The 18,697-nt window shown below is 72.1% G+C and carries 14 protein-coding genes and 2 pseudogenes; 7 read left to right on the forward strand and 9 right to left on the reverse strand.

Features of this window, described 5'->3' with window-relative positions; all coding sequences use genetic code 11:
• Positions 1–260: 260 nt before the first annotated feature.
• From DFP74_RS10105 to acs, 5 genes are all read right to left on the reverse strand, one after another.
• Complete coding sequence (locus DFP74_RS10105; protein ID WP_121181461.1) at positions 261–2,720, reverse strand: sodium-translocating pyrophosphatase; 2,460 nt, start codon at positions 2,718–2,720, stop codon at positions 261–263.
• Positions 2,721–3,326: 606 nt separating this feature from the next.
• Positions 3,327–3,854 (reverse strand): DUF309 domain-containing protein, encoded by a 528-nt coding sequence (locus DFP74_RS34270; RefSeq protein ID WP_233570899.1) that lies wholly within the window; start codon positions 3,852–3,854, stop codon positions 3,327–3,329.
• Between the two features lie 18 nt (positions 3,855–3,872).
• On the reverse strand, positions 3,873–4,787 hold the full coding sequence (locus DFP74_RS34275) for an alpha/beta fold hydrolase (RefSeq protein ID WP_233570900.1): 915 nt from the start codon (positions 4,785–4,787) through the stop codon (positions 3,873–3,875).
• An 11-nt stretch (positions 4,788–4,798) separates the two neighbouring features.
• Complete coding sequence (locus DFP74_RS10115) at positions 4,799–5,293, reverse strand: phage holin family protein (RefSeq protein WP_121181462.1); 495 nt, start codon at positions 5,291–5,293, stop codon at positions 4,799–4,801.
• A 218-nt stretch (positions 5,294–5,511) separates the two neighbouring features.
• Entirely contained in the window at positions 5,512–7,482 is a 1,971-nt protein-coding gene (gene acs / locus DFP74_RS10120) for an acetate--CoA ligase (RefSeq protein ID WP_121181463.1), read from the reverse strand.
• A gap of 219 nt (positions 7,483–7,701) precedes the next feature.
• On the opposite strand from acs, the gene DFP74_RS10125 reads away from it, so the two are divergent.
• The 5 genes and pseudogenes from DFP74_RS10125 to DFP74_RS10145 all read left to right on the forward strand — a co-directional run bounded on the left by DFP74_RS10125 (position 7,702) and on the right by DFP74_RS10145 (position 14,133).
• Positions 7,702–8,514, forward strand: a complete 813-nt coding sequence (locus DFP74_RS10125) for an oxidoreductase (protein ID WP_121188158.1) — start codon at positions 7,702–7,704, stop codon at positions 8,512–8,514.
• Positions 8,515–9,678: 1,164 nt separating this feature from the next.
• Positions 9,679–10,773 (forward strand): septum site-determining protein Ssd, encoded by a 1,095-nt coding sequence (gene ssd / locus DFP74_RS10130; protein WP_121181464.1) that lies wholly within the window; start codon positions 9,679–9,681, stop codon positions 10,771–10,773.
• A pseudogene (locus DFP74_RS10135) lies at positions 10,770–11,924 on the forward strand (TadA family conjugal transfer-associated ATPase); the annotation flags it as partial. The gene ssd and the pseudogene DFP74_RS10135, both read left to right, overlap by 4 nt.
• A 452-nt stretch (positions 11,925–12,376) precedes the next feature.
• Positions 12,377–13,084, forward strand: a complete 708-nt coding sequence (locus DFP74_RS10140) for a type II secretion system F family protein (protein ID WP_121181465.1) — start codon at positions 12,377–12,379, stop codon at positions 13,082–13,084.
• 395 nt (positions 13,085–13,479) lie between these two features.
• Entirely contained in the window at positions 13,480–14,133 is a 654-nt protein-coding gene (locus tag DFP74_RS10145) for a type II secretion system F family protein (protein ID WP_121188159.1), read from the forward strand.
• 54 nt (positions 14,134–14,187) lie between these two features.
• Here DFP74_RS10145 and DFP74_RS10150 read toward each other — a convergent pair.
• The 4 genes and pseudogenes from DFP74_RS10150 to DFP74_RS10165 form a co-directional block, all read right to left on the reverse strand.
• A pseudogene (locus DFP74_RS10150) lies at positions 14,188–14,502 on the reverse strand (Rv3654c family TadE-like protein); the annotation flags it as partial.
• Positions 14,503–14,505: 3 nt separating this feature from the next.
• On the reverse strand, positions 14,506–14,817 hold the full coding sequence (locus DFP74_RS10155) for a TadE family type IV pilus minor pilin (RefSeq protein WP_255499423.1): 312 nt from the start codon (positions 14,815–14,817) through the stop codon (positions 14,506–14,508).
• A 16-nt stretch (positions 14,818–14,833) separates the two neighbouring features.
• On the reverse strand, positions 14,834–15,010 hold the full coding sequence (locus tag DFP74_RS10160) for a DUF4244 domain-containing protein (RefSeq protein ID WP_121181466.1): 177 nt from the start codon (positions 15,008–15,010) through the stop codon (positions 14,834–14,836).
• Positions 15,011–15,151: 141 nt separating this feature from the next.
• Entirely contained in the window at positions 15,152–17,440 is a 2,289-nt protein-coding gene (locus DFP74_RS10165) for a DEAD/DEAH box helicase (RefSeq protein ID WP_199725580.1), read from the reverse strand.
• Between the two features lie 224 nt (positions 17,441–17,664).
• On the opposite strand from DFP74_RS10165, the gene DFP74_RS10170 reads away from it, so the two are divergent.
• Complete coding sequence (locus tag DFP74_RS10170; protein WP_026117083.1) at positions 17,665–18,012, forward strand: STAS domain-containing protein; 348 nt, start codon at positions 17,665–17,667, stop codon at positions 18,010–18,012.
• A gap of 13 nt (positions 18,013–18,025) precedes the next feature.
• On the forward strand, positions 18,026–18,592 hold the full coding sequence (locus DFP74_RS10175; protein ID WP_121181467.1) for an ATP-binding protein: 567 nt from the start codon (positions 18,026–18,028) through the stop codon (positions 18,590–18,592).
• Positions 18,593–18,697 lie beyond the last annotated feature (105 nt).

An 18,697-nucleotide genomic window follows, 5' to 3' on the forward strand; every position in this document is an offset into this window, starting at 1 on the left:
CATCGGTTCGCGACTCAAGGTTAGGCGCGTCCTTCTCACCCGGAACAGTGCCCCCTCCCGGCCGTTTCTCACCTCTTCTCGCCAAGGATCCGCAACGGGATCCGCGCCGACCGACCCCTCCCTCCACCCGTACGCACGCGGCGGCCGCCCGGGTCGTACCCGGACGGCCGCCGCTCGCGCGAGGGAGCGCCCCTACAGGAAGGTGTCTCCCTCAGGAAAAGGCGTCCCCCTAGGAAGGTGCCTCCTCCTGCCGAAGCGCCTCAGCCCTTGCCGTCTCCGGCGCGGGCCTCCTCCTTGTGATCGGGGTCGGACTCCTGGGTCCCCCCGTCCGCGGCGCCCTCGCCGGCCACCGCCGACTCCTGACCAGAGGCGCCCTGGTCGGCGTCCCCGTTCTCGGGCTCGTCCTTGGGCTCGACCTCGCGGTCGATCTCGGCGAGTTCGGTCTCCGTCCCCGCCCCACGGCGCTTGGACCACAGGACGGCCGCGACGAGCACACCCACGGCGACCGCGCTCACGCCCAGCCGCAGGACCACGTTGTCCGCGTAGATCACCACGCTGGGCGCGACGATGAGCGCGACCAGGTTCATCACCTTCAGCAGGGGGTTGATGGCCGGCCCGGCGGTGTCCTTGAACGGGTCGCCGACCGTGTCACCGATCACCGTGGCCTCGTGGGCCGCCGACCCCTTGCCGCCGTGGTGACCGTCCTCGACCAGCTTCTTGGCGTTGTCCCAGGCACCGCCGGAGTTGGACAGGAACACTGCCATGAGCACGCCGGCGGCGATGGCACCGCCGAGGAACGCGCCGAGCGGCGCGTAGCCCAGGGCGAAGCCGACCGCGATCGGCGCGAGCACGGCGAGGAGTCCGGGCGTGACCAGCTCGCGCAGCGAGTCCTTCGTGCAGATGTCGACGACCCGCGCGTACTCCGGCTTCTCCGTGCCGTCCATGATCCCCGGACGCGTCCGGAACTGGTTGCGCACCTCCAGCACGACCCGGCCGGCCGCGCGGCCCACGGCCATGATGGCCAGGCCGGAGAAGAAGAACACGACGCTGGCGCCGATGATCACGCCGACCAGCACGTCCGGCTGGTCGATGGACAGGGAGAAGGCCTCCGCGTCGCCGAGCTGCTCCTGCACCGACGTGCGGAACGCCCCGAACAGCGCGGTGGCCGCCAGCACGGCCGTGGCGATCGCGATGCCCTTGGTGATCGCCTTGGTGGTGTTGCCGACCGCGTCCAGACTGGTGAGGATCTCCGCGCCCGGGCCCTCGACGTCGCCCGACATCTCGGCGATGCCCTGCGCGTTGTCCGAGACCGGACCGAAGGTGTCCATGGCCACGATGATGCCGACCGTGGTGAGCAGGCCCGTGCCGGCGAGGGCGACGGCGAACAGGCTCAGGGTGATCGATCCGCCGCCCAGCAGGAAGGCCGCGTAGACGGCTCCCGCGATGAGCAGGGCGGAGTAGACGGCCGACTCCAGTCCCACGGAGATACCGGAGAGGATGACGGTCGCCGCGCCGGTCTCCGAACTCTCGCCGATGTCCCGCACGGGGCGCCGGTCGGTCTCGGTGAAGTACCCGGTGAGCAGCTGGATCGCGGCGGCGAGCACGAGGCCGATGAGGACGGCGGCCACCGCGATGACGCGCGGGTCGGGGTCGTTGCCGGCCGCCTCGATCTCCGCCAGCACCTGCGGGCTGACACCGGACAGCTCCTCGAAGCTGCCGGGCAGGTACCAGAAGGAGGTGGCGACGACGAGCACGGCGGAGATGGCCGCGGAGATGAAGAAGCCGCGGTTGATCGCGGTCATCGCGCTCTTGTCCCGCGGGCGGGGCGCGACGATGAAGATGCCGATCATGGCGGTGATGATGCCGATCATCGGGACCAGGAGCGGGAACACCAGGCCCTCGGTGCCGAAGGCCACGCGGCCCAGGATGAGGGAGGCCACCAGCACGACCGCGTAGGACTCGAAGAGGTCCGCCGCCATGCCCGCGCAGTCGCCCACGTTGTCACCGACGTTGTCGGCGATGGTGGCGGCGTTGCGGGGGTCGTCCTCGGGGATGCCCTGCTCGACCTTGCCGACCAGGTCGGCGCCGACGTCGGCGGCCTTGGTGAAGATGCCGCCGCCCACACGCATGAACATGGCCAGCAGTGCGGCGCCGAAGCCGAAGCCCTCCAGCACGATGGGCGCGTCGCCGCGGTAGAGGATGACGACGAGGGCCGCTCCGAACAGGCCGAGCCCCACGGTGATCATGCCCGCCACACCACCGGTGCGGAAGGCGATCCGCATCGCGGTGTGGCTCGCCGCGGAGTCTCCGCCGCGCGCGGCGGCCGCGACCCTGACGTTGCCGCGGACGGCCAGCCACATCCCGATGAACCCGGTCGCCGCCGACAGCACCGCGCCGAGGGCGAAGAACACCGACCGGCCGATGGCGATGGCCATGGAGTCCGCGGGGAGCAGAAGGAGCAGGAGCGGGATGACGACGACGAAGACCGCGAGGGTGCGGAACTGTCGTTTCAGGTAGGCCGCCGCGCCTTCCTGTACCGCGAACGCGATGTTGCGCATTCGCTCTGTGCCCTGCCCTGCGGCGAGGACCTCACGTACCAGCATCCCCGCGACGGCGAGGGCCAGGAGCGCCACCACCATGACGATGATGACGAGTGTGAAGTCGCTGCCTTCCAGTGCTAGGGCCGTGCCGCTTTCCGCGGCGAGGTTGAGCCCAGACAATCCGTCCTCCTTGCGACGGGCACGACCGTTTCGGCCCCGTCCACGGACACGTCCGGAACGGCTCGCCCCGTGGGCGCCGGTCCGCGTGCGGCCGTGGACGTACCGCCGTCCGGAAGGTGCCTGAGCTGGCCCGACGGCACGCTTGGCGGGGTCGAAGCGGTGCCACCTTTGGTTGTGGAGCGCCCCGCCCGAGCTTTCCGCGCACGGGCGGTGGTCCGGGGATTCTAACCACCGTGCGAAATAAAGGTGAGAGCCGATTCAGCATTTCCCCAAGAGAGATCAAAGATGTGATCACTTGGTGATCTTGGGAAGCGGATAAATGGCTTTATCGATGGCATTCGGCTTGTTTCTGTTTCTCATAATGCCGTAATACGATGTTAACGTTAAAGGCCTTATTTCGATACAGAAGTGCTTATTGGCCCCAGACGACAACAGACGGCATCAGAGCACGCACCCGGCATGAGCGGGGTACAAGTACGGCCGGCCCGCGCGGGCCGGCCTCCGGCCTTCAGGGTGCTCCCGGTGTCGCGCACGCCCCCGCGCCCCCAAAGGCCCCAGAGGCGCCAGGGGCGCCACCCGAGCGCGGGCCCGGGTCCCGACGACGTACTACGCGCCGCGCAACCGCATCCCCGACGGGTCGATCCCGTCACCGGGACGGGCCCGCCCGGCGTCCAGGTCGTCGGCCAGCGCGCGGACGAAGGCCGCCACGCCCGCCACGTCGACGCCGTGCGGCGCCGTCGGCCCGAACACCTCCACGCGCTCCGCACCGCGCCGCAGCAGGCGCGCCGCGCCCACCGTGTTGCCGCGCTGGGCGTGGGTGAGGCCCACGGCCGTCTGGGCGAGTCCCCGCCACAGTTCCCGCTCGGGTTCGGGGGAGGACTTCCACACGGCCTCGAGGACTTCGTGGGCGGTGAAAGCGTATCCCGAGTCGAGCAGCCGCTGGGCCTCTTCCAGACCCTCCTCCGCGGTGAATTCGGCGTCGTCCGGCACCCGCTCGACCTCACCCTGGCTGCCGTGCGGCAGCGGTCGGCCGTACCGGTCCCGGGGGCGCTGGTTCTGCGCGCGCCCGGACATGTCGCGGTCCCGGCCCTCGCCCTGCTCGGAGCCGCCTCCGGTCACCGATGCCGTCGCCATCGCTCCATCGCCCTTTCCTCAGTGTCCGCTTCGGGTCCCGTCCACGTCCGCCAACCACTCCACGAGCGCGCCGGAGACCTCTTCGGGGCGTTCCTCGTGCGGGAAGTGCCCCGCACCCGCCACCTGCCTCCAACGGTACGGCCCGACGACCAGGCGGCGTGCGACGCGTGCGGCCTCGGGGGGACAGGCCTGGTCGAGCGCGCCGTGCAGCTGCAGAACGGGCACCCGGACGGGGGTGCGCATGCGGGCGGCGTAGCGGGCCCCGTCGGGACGCCAGCGGGACCGGAAGATCCAGCGGTGGTACTCCAGGGAGCAGTGGGAGACCTTCGGGATCGCGAAGGCCCGGCGGTAGCGCTCCTCGGCCTCGGCGTCGGGCCATCCGGGGCCGCTCCACTGGCGGATCAGGTCGCCGACGCGCACGCAGCCGTCGGCCAGGAGCCGGTGCTCGGGCAGGATCGGCACCTGTGCCCTGAGCAGGTGGCGCACGCCCGGGCCTCCGGAGGCCACCATCCGCGCCGCGCGTGCCGGGTGCGGAGCGGCCATGGTCGCGAGGGCGCGGACGCTGCGCGGGTGGTAGGCCGTCATGGTCCAGCCGACGACGCCCCCCAGTCCGTGTCCGACCACGACGGCCTCGCCCTCACCGAGGGAACGGACGAGCCCGGCGGCGTCCTGGGCGAGTGTGACCAGGTCATAGCCGCGCGGGGGCTTGTCGCTGGCCCCGTATCCGCGCAGGTCGACGGCGGCCGCGCGGTACCCGGCGGCGGCGAGGGCGATGATCTGGGACCGCCAGGCCCACCAGAACTGGGGGAATCCGTGCAACAGCAGCACGAGCGGCCCCTCACCGGCCTCGGCCACGTGGAACCGCGTTCCCGCGGCGCTGAGGACGCGGTGCGTCCAGGGGCCGTCGACGTAGGCGGCCGAGTCGTCCAACACCGCGCGCGGGACTAGACGGAGTCGGAGGAGACGGGCGCCTGCTCCGTCTTGGCCGGGTCCACGGACGTCTCGCCCTTGGGCGGACGGTGCCCACCGCGCAGGATCTCCACGAGCCGGGTGGTGGTCACGGCGGTACGGGCGAGGCCCTGGCGCCGGCGCAGGTTGATCAGCGCGGTCAGGATGAAGGCGGCGGCGATCAGCAGGTAGAACAGCGTGACGATACCGAACGCGCCCCAGAGCGGGAGGTCGAAGATCTCCCAGAGCCCGAGCCCGATGGTCACCGACAACAGGATCATGAAGAGGTGGAGGATCACGCCCGCGGCGAGGAACTCGCCGAGGCCCTTGCCGATCTTGACGGCGTCGGCCTTGGCCTCCAGCTTGGCGAGCTTGATCTCCAGGCGCACCAGCCGCGAGAGGTTGTCAGTGGCGTCGGAGACCAGTTCACCGATGGAACGGTCGATGCCGCTGGTAGCGCCAGGTTCACCGGCACCCGGCTTGTCCACCATCGTGGGGGTTCCCTTCTCTCGGTCCGAACACGCGGATGATCCTCCGCATCCTCGCACATGCCCCACCTCGCGGGCCTCACACGGCACGCACAACACTGGGCTTCCGTTTGGTCACCTTCGTACACGAACGGCGGCGTCCCGGCCCCGAGCCGGGGACCGGGACGCCGCCGCGTGCCGTGGGCGCGGCCCCCGCCGGGTGTCCGACCGGGGCCGGCCGCTCAGTCGCCCGTCGAGGCGGAGGGCAGCTGCTTGGCGATCACGTCCATGATCGAGGAGTCGGTGAGCGTGGAGGTGTCACCGATCGCCCGGTTCTCGGCGATGTCGCGCAGCAGGCGACGCATGATCTTGCCGGAGCGGGTCTTGGGCAGCTCGGGCACGGCCAGCAGGCGCGCCGGCTTGGCGATGGGCCCGAGCGAGGTGCCCACGTGGTTGCGCAGCTCCTGGACGAGGTCCTCGGGGACCTCCTCCCCGCCGCCGCGCAGGATCACGAAGCCGACGATGGCCTGGCCGGTCACCTTGTCGGTGGCGCCCACGACCGCGGCCTCCGCGACCCGGGGGTGCGAGACCAGGGCGGACTCGACCTCGGTGGTGGAGATGTTGTGGCCGGAGATGAGCATGACGTCGTCCACGCGGCCGAGCAGCCACATGTCGCCGTCCGCGTCCTTCTTGGCACCGTCACCGGGGAAGTACAGGCCCTCGAAGCGCGACCAGTAGGTGTCCTTGTAGCGCTCGGGGTCGCCCCAGATACCGCGGAGCATGGACGGCCACGGCTCGCGGATGACGATGAAGCCGCCGTCGCCGTCGGGCACGGACGCTCCGCTCTCGTCCACGACGTCGGCCACCACGCCGGGGACGGCCCGCATCGCGGCGCCCGGCTTGCCGGAGGTCACGCCCGGCAGGGGGCTGACCATGATGGCGCCGGTCTCGGTCTGCCACCAGGTGTCGACCACGGGGGTGCTGCCGCCGCCGATGTTCTCCCGGTACCAGACGTAGGCCTCGGGGTTGATGGGCTCGCCGACCGACCCGATGACGCGCAGGCTGGACAGGTCGTACTTCGCGGGGATCTCGTCGCCCCACTTCATGAAGGTGCGGATCGCCGTGGGCGCCATGTAGGCGATGGTGACCTTGTACTTCTCGATGATCTCCCAGAAGCGCCCGCGGTGCGGGGTGTCCGGGGTGCCCTCGTACATGACGACGGTGGCGGCGTTGGAGAGCGGGCCGTAGACGATGTAGGAGTGCCCGGTCACCCAGCCGATGTCGGCGGCGCACCAGTACACGTCCGTCTCCGGCTTGAGGTCGAACACCGCCCAGTGGGTGTAGGACACCTGGGTGAGGTAGCCGCCCGTGGTGTGCAGGATGCCCTTGGGCTTGGCCGTGGTGCCGCTGGTGTACATGATGTACAGCGGGTGCTCGGCGTCGTGGGCCTCGGGCGTGTGCTCGGTGCTCTGGGTCTCCACGACCTCGTGCCACCACACGTCGCGGTCGGTCCACTCCACGTCCTGGCCGGTGCGGCGGACGACGAGGACATTCTCGACGGCGGGGCGGTCGGCCACGGCTCCGTCCACGGCGGGCTTGAGCGCGCTGGCCTTGCCGCGCCGGTAGCCGCCGTCGGCGGTGATGACGAGCTTGGCCTGGCTGTCGTCCAGGCGCGAGCCGAGCGCGTCGACGGAGAATCCGCCGAAGACGACCATGTGGACGGCGCCGATCCGCGCGCAGGCGAGCATCGCCACGACCGTCTCGGGGATCATCGGCATGTAGATGGCGACGCGGTCGCCCTTGGCCACACCGAGCTGGGTCAGGGCGTTGGCCGCCTGGGAGACCATGTCCTTGAGCTCGGCGTAGGTGATGGCGCGGGTGTCGCCCGGCTCGCCCTCCCACTGGAGGGCGACCCGCTCGCCCAGACCGGCGTCGACGTGCCGGTCCACGCAGTTGACCGAGGCGTTGATCCGGCCACCGTCGAACCACTTGGCGAACGGCGGGTTCCAGTCCAGGACCGTGTCCCAGGGCTGCTCCCACTGAAGCCGTCGCGCCTGCTCCTCCCAGAAGCCGAGGCGGTCCGCGGCGGCGACCTCGTAGGCGTCGGCCTTGACGTTGGCCTGCGCCGCGAGTTCGGCGGGCGGGGGGTAACTGCGGGTCTCGTGGAGAAGGTTGGACAGTGTCTCCTGGCTCGGGGGAGTGCTGTCAGCCACTGTGATTCTCCTTACGTTGGCGGATGACACCCAATTAATCATGTGGTCCATACCGCGTGAACAGCTGGGCGGCGGTCCAGCGGCGGGGACCTCCGGGCGAGCGACGAACGGACGGCGAACGGTCGGCGACCCGCGACGAGCGGTCGGTTCCCACCTGGTCGGGAACGCGGCGGAGTCGGTGTCGGCTCTCCTGGTTACCGGCGCGTAGTGTTGTTCTCCGTGAGCGAACCGACTTCTGACTCCCTGCCCGACCCGCTGGCGCGCATCGCCGGACTGCCCGGTGTGAGCGACGCGGTCGCCGAGACCCGTGCCCTGGTCGACAAGCTCCTGGGCCACCGCATCCTGCGCCGTCGCAGCAGCGACGTGTCGATGGAGTCCTCCCTGCGCGGCGCGTGCGCTTCGGCGGCCCTGGAGGGCGCCGAGGTGTCGATGGACGAGATCCGGGACGGGCACGTGTACGACACCCGGATCAAGGGCGCGCTGCGCGTGTCCAGTGAGCTGGGAACGCTGGTGGACACCTGGCCCAAGGCGCCGCGGCAGGCACTGGCCCGGATGCACACCCTGGTGGCGGCCGACGCGGTGGCGGACGACGCCCTGGGCCGGCCCCGACTGGAGGGCGAGCGGGTCGAGGACCCGCTGGAGCTGGGCCCCGCGCCGGCTCCGTCGGTGGCGCTGACGCGGTTGGAGGGCCTGTACGCGCTGCTGGGCGCGCGGACGTCGGTGCCCGCGCTGGTGACGTCGGCGCTGGTGCACGGCGAGCTGATGTCGATCCGCCCGTTCGGGTGGGGCGACGGGCTGGTGGCGCGCGCGGCGGAGCGGTTGACCCTGGTGGAGCGCGGCCTGGACCCGAAGTCCCTGGTGACCTCGGAGCTGGGGCACCAGACGCTGAAGGACGAGTACGGTCCGGCGCTGCGCGGGTACATGGGCGGCACTCCCGACGGGGTGGCGGCGTGGGTGGTGTACTGCTGCCGCGCCGTGCGGGCCGGCGCACAGGACTCCCTTGCCACGTGTGAGGCGCTCAAACGCGGCTGAGCGCCCTGGCGCGTGTTCAACGGAATGGCACCGAGTTCGTGAACTCGTTCAATTACCGACCAGTAGTCGGCGCGAACGATATCATTTCGATCACGCTCGTCCATCGCGCAATGTTTCGGATAGGCGCCTGCATCTGCACATGCATGGCGAACGGCGCCCGAGAGAAGCTCTCAAGGCGCCGCTTCCGACTCGTCCGACCGGGCTAACAGGCGTCCGTTCTCATAGTCTGACCTGGCACGATAGCGACGTGCCCGGCCTAGACAGGCCTTACGCGGCCAGGAGGCGCGTGGGTTCCCGGATGCCGAGTCGGGGTGGGTCTTCGCCACCTACTGCTTTCTTTCTACGCCCGGGCGGCCGTCCCGAAAAGGTAGTTGGCCCAAGTTTTCCGTTCCGATTCCCGAACCGATACGAGGATGCCGTGGTAGCGTCGGTTCCGGCGTTCCACGAGGGAACGGTGCTCGCCACACTGCCGAAGTCGGGCGGCCGGAGCTCGCGACACGATCGCGTTCCCACGGCCCCCTGTCGCAGAAGCGCCGCCGCTCCCGCGTGGACGTGTGCGTGACCAGGTCTTTCGATGGTGGTCGGTGCTTCGGCGCCGACGTGCCCTTCCAGTGAGTGGGCCCGGTCCTCTCCCCCCGGGACCGGACGCGATCGACGGTCTCCCTCCCCCTGCGAGACCGTCTCCATGTCCGCTCCTCTCGCCTGTCGGGCGGGGATGCGCGTTCGCCCCCGTACGCGTATCCCGCCCGTCGGGTGGGAACCCGCGCCCGCGGCTTCATGCCGGGCGCTTTCGTGTCTCCGCGCCTCCCGTGTTTTCCGGTTTCGTGCCCTGCTCTGCGGGGCTTCGTGCGAACCCGTGCCCTCCGGCTTCGTGCCCTGCTCTACGGGGCTTCGTGCGAGCCCGTGCCCTCCGTGTTCGTGGCCCCGTGCCCTCCGGCTTCATCCGAGCGACCACGTTCCGACACGCTCGCGGCCTCGTCCCGAGCAACCTCCTGCCGAGGGTCCCGCCCCCGCGGCTTCGTGCGCCCTACGGCTTCGTGTCCTGCGTGTTCGTGACTTCGTGTGAGAGGCCCCGGAGTTATCCACAGATCGACATGAGGCCTTTCGCGACGCGCCGACGTCACCGATGGTCGGAAGTACGACTTCCCGCCTCCGGAGACCGCCTTGGACGTTCGCACCCGCCCCCTCATCGCCACCGCCGACCCCGCTCTCCTCGACGATCTCCTCCGACTGGCCTCGGCCGCCTCCACGGAGGTGAACGTCGCCCGCACCGTGGACCAGGCACTGCGTTCCTGGAGCCACGCGCCGCTGGCGGTGGTCGGCGCGGACCTGCGCGCCGCACTGAGCACGGCCGACCCTCCTCCGCATCCCCGCCTCGTCGTGGTGGGACGCGCCACCGGCGGGACGGGGACCGCCACCGGCGCGCCGCCGGGTTCCGAGGCCTCGTCGCTCCTGTTGCCCCGGGACGAGTCCGCCCTCGCCGGGCTCCTGTCCCGGGCCGACGCCCCCGCCCGCCCTCCGGCGCCCACCGTGTCGGTCGTCGGTGGCCGCGGCGGCGCGGGGTCCAGCCTGCTCGGGGTCGCCCTCGCCCTGGCGGGTGAGCGGGCCGGCCGCTCCACCGCCCTGCTCGACACCGACCCCCTGGGCTGCGGATCCGACCTCTACCTGGGATGCGACGACAGCCCTCCCGGGCCAGGGGGCCGGACGGGGTGGGGCGACCTCCTCGTCCGCCACGGCCGGGTGCACTGGCGTGACCTGCGCGAGGGGCTGCCGGGCACGTCCCGGGTGTCCGTCCTGACCTGGACGCGCCGCATGGAACCGGCCAGGGCGGGTTCGCTGCCCGTGGGCGCGGCCCGGGCGGTCCTGGCCTCCGCCCGGCACGGAACCGACCTCGTGGTCGCGGACCTGCCCCGCTGTCCCTCCCCGGCCTCGGCCGTCTTCCTCAACCGTTCGGACCTCGTGTACGTGGTGGTGCCCGCCGACGTCCCCTCCGTGGTGGCCGCGGCACGGCTGGTGCCCTGGCTGGCGGAGGAGTCAGCATCGGTCCAGGTCGTGGTGCGCGGCGCGCACGGCGGACTGACCGCCGACGCCGTGGCCGGGACGCTGGGCCTGCCCCTGGGCGCGGACCTGCCGGACGAGCCGGGGCTGGACCGTGACCTGGCCGCGGGCCGGGCCCCGGCACGGCAGCGGCGCTCGCCCCTGGCCCGGTTCGCCGACCGCGCCGTGGCGGAGCTGTCCCGCGTGCGGGACGCGCGATGAGCTCCCGCGCGGTCCGCGTGGCGGAGACGGTCCGCGACCGGTTGGTGGCGTCGGGAGAGCCCGTGACCCCGGCCGCCGTCGCCGCCGCGCTGCGCGCGGACGGCGGGGTCCTGGGCGACACCGAACTGCTGTCCCTGACACGTCGGCTGGCCGCCGAACTGTCCGGAGCGGGCCCGTTGGAGGAGCTGATGACCTGCGGGGTCACCGACATCCTCGTCAACGGTCCCGACGAGGTGTGGGTGGACGACGGGGAGGGCCTGCACCGCGCGGACGTGCGGTTCGGTTCCCCGGACGAGGTCCGACGCCTGGCCCAGCGCCTGGCCGCGCAGGCGGGTCGCCGACTCGACGCCGCAGTGCCCTACGTGGACGCCCGCCTGCCGGGCGGTGCCCGCCTGCACGCCGTTTTGCCCCCGGTGGCTCCGGACGGAGCCTGTGTCTCCCTGCGACTACCGCCCAGGCGGGTCTTCGGCCTGGACGACCTGGCAGCACGCGGAACACTGGCCCCGCGAGGCGCCGCTCTCCTGCGCGCGCTGGTGGCCGCACGCGCACCGTTCCTGGTGAGCGGCGGTACGGGAGCGGGAAAGACGACCGTCCTGTCGTCACTGTTGTCGCTGGTGGACCCCGGTGAGCGGATCGTGCTCGCCGAGGACTCCCCCGAGCTGCGGCCGGAGCATCCGCACGTGGTCCGGCTCCAGGCCCGCCCGGCCAACATCGAGGGCAGCGGCGAGGTGTCCCTGGAGGTCCTGGTGCGCCAGGCTCTGCGGATGCGCCCGGACCGGCTGGTGGTCGGCGAGGCGCGGGGCCCGGAGATCGTGCCGCTCCTGGGTGCTCTCAACACCGGCCACGGAGGCGGCGCCGGCACCCTCCACGCCAACGGCGCCGAGGACGTCCCGGCCCGGATCGAGGCGCTGGGGTGCGCGGCCGGTCTCGGCCGGGCCGCCGTCCACAGCCAGTTGGCGGCCACCCGGGCGCTGGTGGTGCACCTGGTCCGCGATGCCCGGGGGCGCCGCCTGTCCGAACTGCGCGTGTTGCGCCGGGACCCCTCCGGCCTGGTGCACGCGGTGCCCGCGGTGGCCTTCACTTCCGACGGCACCTGCCAGGAGTTCCCGGCGGTGGCGGATGTGGACGCCCGGTTGGGTTCCGCCTGGCGCGCGACGGGCAGCCCCGAACCGGGTCGGCCATGTTCCCTGACCGGGAACCGCTCCACCCCGCGTCGGGAGCCGAGCGCACGGAGCGGCCCCGAGTCCGGGCGGGCTGCTCCCCCGGCCGGGCAGCGATCGGCGCCGAAGGGCGGAGCGGACTCGCGGGTGGGCCGCGAACCGGACTGGAGCCGCCCGCCCGACGGGAGGGACGTGGCGGCCGTGCCCGGGGACGCGCCGGACCGGGGGCAGCGGACGGCGGCCCTGATTCCGGCCCCGATCCCGACTCCGGCTGCGGCTCCGGTTCCGACCCCGGCTTCGGCTCCGGTTCCGACCCCGGCTTCGGCTCCGGGCGGGCGTGGCCGGAATGAGGAGGCGGCAGACCGGGTCACCGTCCCGGAACCCCCGACGTCGACGGCACGCCCCGGGAGTCGTTGGCGGGACACGGGTCGGGGGAATCGGCGATGACCCTTCTGGTGGCGTGCATCGTGGGCCTCGTGCTGCTGGCCTTGGTTCCGCCCGCAGAGCGCCGGAGGTTGGCGGCTGTGCTCCCCGATACGCGTCCGCGCGCTGATCCGCTCGACCGGCTGCGTTTCGCTCGGCAGCGGCTGTCGGACCTCGGGCGCGGGCCGATGCGGTCGGCCGGTGCCCGTGAAGGGACGGCGCGGCGCCAGGCGGTGATCGCGCTCTGCCGCGTCCTGGCCACCGAGTTACGTGCGGGGCAACCACCGCGGGAGGCACTGCGCCTGTCGGCCGTCGAAGCCGGGCCGGCTCTGGCGGGCGTGACCGGCGCCGACTCGCTGCGCGCCGCGGCCGGGCACGATCCGGACCTGCGCGGGTTGAGCTATCTGGCGGTGTGCTGGGAGGTCGCCGCGGACACCGGCGCGGGGCTCGCCGACGTCGTGGACACGCTCGCCGCGGAGCTGACCGAACAGGAGGAGCAGCGCGCGGAGGCGATCGCGCGCACGGCGGGCCCGCGCACCACGGCCATGGTTCTCAGCGGACTGCCGCTCGTGGGTCTGCTGATGGCGTCCGGGCTCGGCGGGTCCCCGCTGGTCTTCCTGTTCACCACCCCACTGGGGTTGGCGTGCCTGGTCCTGGGTGTGGCGCTGGATCTGCTCGGAGCGTGGTGGACCCTGCGCATGGTGCGTTCCGCGCTGGCGGAGCCATGAGTGCGGTCGACGCGTGGCCCGGGCCGCCCGGCGAGGGAGAGCACCGGGGCCGGTCGGCAGGACAAGGAACGCCCGGCAAGGAGGAGCGGACCGCGCGGGGGCCGCCGTCCGGACCCGACCAACAGAACAGGGAGCACCCGGCCGGAAGAACCGGGACAGGCCGGCACGGCACAGAGGACTCGACAGGGAGAACAGGAGCGGGCCGGCAGGACAGGGAACGCCCGACCAGAAGAACCGGGACCGGGCGGTACGAGACAGAACGATCGGTAGGGCGGGCAAGGCCGGACGGCACGGCGGGACAAGCCGGGGTGGCCGGGCTCTGGTACGTGGCTAAGGAGGCGCGGGTGGGTGAGTTCGTCGTGGTGTTCTTCGGGGCGCTGGCGACATGGGTGGCGATGGGAGGTGGAGGGGCGAAACGGCTGCGCGGCATGCGTCCGGCTCCGCGGCGGTCCGCGCCGCCGGTCCGGCCCCTCGCTCTCACAGCGACCGCCGCGGTCGTGGTGTCCGCGGCGGCGGCCGTGTTCGGCCCGGTGGGCGGACTGGTGGCGGCCGGGGCGTGCACGGCCCTGTGGGTGCGGGCGCGTCGCGGTCGGGCTCGGCCCGACCGGTTGCCGGTCACGGGCGACCTGCCCGTGGTGATCGGTCTGCTCGCCGCCGGTGTCCGGGCCGGAGCGACCGTCCAGGGGTGTCTGCCTCCGGTGGCTCGTGCGGTGGGCGGGCGGCTCGGAGCGGAGCTGTCGGCGGTGGCCGAGCGGCTCCGGCTGGGAGCCGACCCCGAGCAGGCCTGGCGGCGTTCGGCACTGCCGGGGCCGTTGGCCGCGGTGGGCCGCGACCTCGCCCGGGCGGCCGACACCGGAGCCCCGGTGGCCGACCTGCTCGACCGGCACGTGGCGGATCTGCGGCGCGGGCTGCGGGCCCGGGCGACCGCGCGGGTGGAACGGCTGGGGGTCGTGGTGGTGGCGCCGCTGGGATTGTGCTTCCTGCCCGCGTTCGTACTGATCGGGATCGTGCCGATGGCCGCCGACCTGCTGGCGCAGGCCTTGCGGTGACAGGCGGCACCGGCATCGGGGCTGATCCCAGGGGGCGTGGGCCGGACCGGCGCGCGCCCTGGCCGTGATGGGCCGCTCCAGCACGGATGAGGGCACCGAGACCGACACTTCGGCGACCGGGCCTTCGAGGTCGCAGGACTGGAGGACGGCCCGGTTGGCCTCGGCGACGGCGCCGGCCCGTGCACAGGCGTGGTCCGTGCCCCGCGCGGCGCGCGCGGCGGCCGCGAGCGCGGCCAGGTCGGCCGCGGTGGTGGCCCGATCCCGGTCGATCCGGACGGAGGCCGCCATGAGCACGGCGAGCGTGAGGAACCACAGCAGGGCGCAGAGCGCCACCCACCAGACGGTGGCGGACCCGGTGTCGGAGCGCACGGGTCACACCTCCGGTTCCCGTGGCGCGGTGGCTTCGGCCTGGATCGGGAGGGTCGGGCCCGGGCCGACGCGGAACTCGACCCGGACCGTGACCTCGGCCGTGTCCGCGCCGACGGTGAGGTCGGCCTCCGCGCCCTCCGGTGCGGCGGACAACGCCAGCGCGCGGGCACGCTCGTGGCTCTCGCCCCGGGCCAGGGCCCGGGCGCCCACGCGCGCGGCGTCGGCGCAGGACAGCTGGGCGGCGGCCGTGGCGACGGCGCCCAGGGCCAGGGCGAGCACGAGCAGGAGCGAGGGCAGCACCATCGCGGTCTCCATGGTGACGGAGCCTCGGTCAGAACCCGGAGCCGAGCGCATCGACCACGAGGTTGGTGAGGACGTCCCGGACGGTGTCGCTGGTGAGGATGGCGTACAGAACGCCCGCGAACGCGACGGCTGAGACCGTGCACAGGGCGTACTCGGCTGTGGTCATACCGTGGTCGTCGGATGGCAGGAGCCGGTGTGTGCGCATGGATACCCCCTTGGAGGGACCGGCGGAGTGCCGGCCCTCCCACCAGGTTCGGGCGGGCGGCGCCCACGCGAAAGGCCCATCTCTCGGCTGTGGACAACCGTGCCCGGCGCGCCGCCGACCGTCCACAGCCTGTGGACGGAGTCAGTCCATGGCGAGGACCTCGTCCAGCAGGCGCAGGGCGCCGGACTTGCTCAGCGGCTCGTTGCCGGTCCCGCACTTGGGGGACTGGATGCAGGACGGGCAGCCCTGGTCGCACTCGCAGTCCGCGATCGCCGACCGCGTGGCGGTCAGCCACTCGCGCGCCTGGGTGTAGCCCCGGTCCGCGAAACCCGCGCCGCCCGCGTACCCGTCGTAGACGAACACCGTCAGCAGACCGGTGTCCCCGTGCACGGCGGTCGACACACCGCCGATGTCCCAGCGGTCGCAGGTCGCCAGGAGCGGCAGCAGGCCGATCGCGGCGTGCTCCGCGGCGTGCGCGGCCCCCAGCAGCGGGACGTCCTCCTTGCGCAGCCGCGCCTCGCCGTCGGCGGGCAGCGTCCACCACACCGCCCGCGTGTGGAGGGTCCGCTCGGGCATGTCCAGGGGCTGCTCTCCCAGAACCGTGCCAGTGCGCACGTCGCGCTTGAGGAACCCCACCACCTGGCGGCGCACCTCCACCTCGCCGAAGTACACGGTCGCCCCGCTCGGCCAGTCCTCCTGCCGCAGTGTGGAACGGACCGTGATGTCGGTGGTGTCACGCGCCCACGTACTGTACGGAGGCTCCTCCGCCCGCACCAGGGCCACGCCCTCGTCCAGATCCAGGTCCGCCACCAGAAAGGTCGCCCCTTGGTGGAGGTAGACCGCCCCGGGGTGCACGGTGCCGTGCGCGGCGGCCTCGTCGATCTCGCCGAGCAGCTGCCCGCTCCCGGTGTCCACGATCTGCACCGGCGGTCCGCCCGCGCCTCGAATATCGGCTAGGTCACTTGCCCTTTCATTACTCGCCCAGAACCAGCCCCGCGGGCGCTTGCGGAGCAGTCCTCGCGAGACGAGTTCGGCCAGTTGCGCCTCCGTGGTGGATCCGAAGAGCGCGAAGTCCTCGCGTGTGATCGGCAGCTCCTGGGCGGCCGCGCACAAGTGCGGACCCAGGATGTGGGGGTTTTCCGGGTCAAGGACCGTGGCCTCCACGGAACGTCCGAAAATAGCCTCGGGGTGGTGGGCGAGGTAGGTGTCCAACGGGTCGTCGCGCGCGATGAACACCGCCAGGGCGTCCTCGCCGCGCCGCCCGGCGCGGCCCGCCTGCTGCCACAGCGACGCCAGCGTCCCCGGCCATCCGGCGATGAGGACGGCGTCCAACCCGCTGATGTCGACCCCCAGTTCGAGCGCGTTGGTGCTCACCAGCCCCAGGAGCTCACCCGAGCGCAGCGCCTCCTCCAAGCCGCGCCGCTCCGACGCCAGATAGCCGCCCCGGTAGGCGGCCACCCGCCCGGCCAACGTGTGGTCGCCGCGCTCCGACAGCAGTCGCTGGGCGGTCATCGCGACCACCTCCGCCCCCTGCCGCGAGCGCACGAACACGAGCGTGCGCACCCCGTCCCGTACCAGGTCAACGAGCATTTCGGCGGCCTGCGACGGCGCGGTCCGACGCACCGGGGCGCCGTTCTCCCCCGTCAGGTCGGTCAGCTCCGGCTCCACCAGCGCCACCGACATCCCCGGCCGCGGTGAGCCGTCCTCGTCGACGGCCGTGACGGGCACCCCCGTCAACCGCGTGGCGCTCTCCGCGGGGCCGCCGGAGGTCGCCGAGGCGAGCACGAACACCGGCTCGGTCCGGTACCGGGCGCACACCCGGCGCAGCCGCCGCAGGATCTGTGCCACGTGCGAGCCGAACACTCCCCGGTAGCGGTGCGCCTCGTCGATCACCACGTAGCGCAGCCGTCGCAGGAAGCGCGACCACGCCCCGTGGCGCGGCAGGATCCCGTGGTGCAGCATGTCCGGATTGGTGAGGACGTAATTACCGTGTTCGCGCACCCACGAGCGCTCCTCGACCGTGGTATCGCCGTCGTAGACGGCCGCGCGCAGGCCCGGGAGGCCCAGTTCGCTGATCCAGCGGAGCTGGTCCTGGGCGAGCGCTTTGGTCGGAGAGAGGTAGAGCACGGTTCCACCCGCGTCAACGGCCTCCACAGCGGGCATAAGGAACCCAAGTGACTTTCCCGAGGCGGTACCCGTGGCTATGATCACATCACGGCCCGAACGAGCGAGGTCGGCGGCTGCAGCCTGGTGGGACCACGGACCCGTGATCCCGCGTTCGGCGAGGCTGTCCACCAGGTGGGGCGGTGTCCATTCCGGCCACTCCCCGCTGACCCCGTCGCCCGCGGCCACGTGTTCGATGTGGGTCACCTGCGGGTACCGGGTATCGTCACGCCACACACCGGGAAGCACGGGCTCCGGTCGCCTCATCCGAGACCCCTCCTCACTGGACACGTTCGACGCCCTCCGACCAAGGTGGAGACACTGATGCGCATCGGTTTCAGTGTGACATCCGAGGGAAGAGTGCCGCGGAGTCACGGTTTTTTGTACAGGACAGGAAGACACACCTGACAGCCGTGGTTGAATGCGTCCTGGTGGGGTAACGCCCGGCAGAGATCATTCGCGAGAATTCGCGGTTCGGCGCTGGAGGACTAGTGGACTTGAAGCTTGATCATTACACCGAGGGCGACACCGAGATCGTCGTCGTTGAGGGTGAGATCGATGTCTATACCGCGCCCCGGCTCCGCGAGCTGCTGATCGATCTGGTCAACAAGGGCAACTTCCACCTCGTGGTCAACATGGAGAAGGTGGAGTTCCTCGACTCGACGGGGCTCGGCGTGCTGGTGGGCGGCCTGAAGCGCGTCCGCGCGCACGACGGCACGCTCGACCTGGTCTGCACCCAGGAGCGCATCTTGAAGATCTTCCGGATCACCGGACTCACGAAGGTCTTCGGCATCCACGGCTCGGTGCAGGAAGCCATTGACAAGCGTTCCTCCAAGTAGCCCTGAGCGAGCGATGGCAACCATCACGCTCACCATCAGCGCGCTTCCGGCCCACGTGCGCACCGCGCGGCTCATGGCCGCGACGGTCGCACGCCGGGCCGGCATCGCCGCCTCGGCGATCGACGAGATCAGACTGGCGGTCGGTGAGGCCTGCTCCCGGGCGGTGGCGGCCCACAAGCTCCACTGCCCCGCACAGCCCATCCAGCTGCAGCTGATCGATGGCGGCGCCTCCGGGTCGGCCGCGGTTCAGGACACGGCGGGGGCCGGATCCGACACACCGGACCGGTCCCTGCGCGCCAACGGAAGCGCCACGCAGCGCTTCGAGGTCATCGTGTCCGACCGTGCCCCGGCCAAGGACACGGAGGAGACCGCCGACCACAACGAGCCCATCCTCGACGGGCTCTTCCTGGACGGCGACACGCCTCCCGGCGGGATCTCCGGGTTCTCCCCAGGCCTGGGCCTGGCGGTCATCACCGGACTCGCCGACGAGGTCAGGATCGAACCGACCGACCAGGGCACGGTCGTGCGCATGAGCTGGCCGCTGGCGGCCAAACACGCGCAGGACCCCAGCTCCAACTAGCGGGGTGTCGGCGCGGTGGGACCGAGTGTCCGCCGCACACGCCCCGGGATCCGAGCAGGACCGGACCGATGACGGGCGCCTCCCTTCGCGGGGAGGCGCCCGTTT

This window comes from Nocardiopsis sp. Huas11, from assembly GCF_003634495.1.
Classification (GTDB): Bacteria; Actinomycetota; Actinomycetes; order Streptosporangiales; family Streptosporangiaceae; genus Nocardiopsis.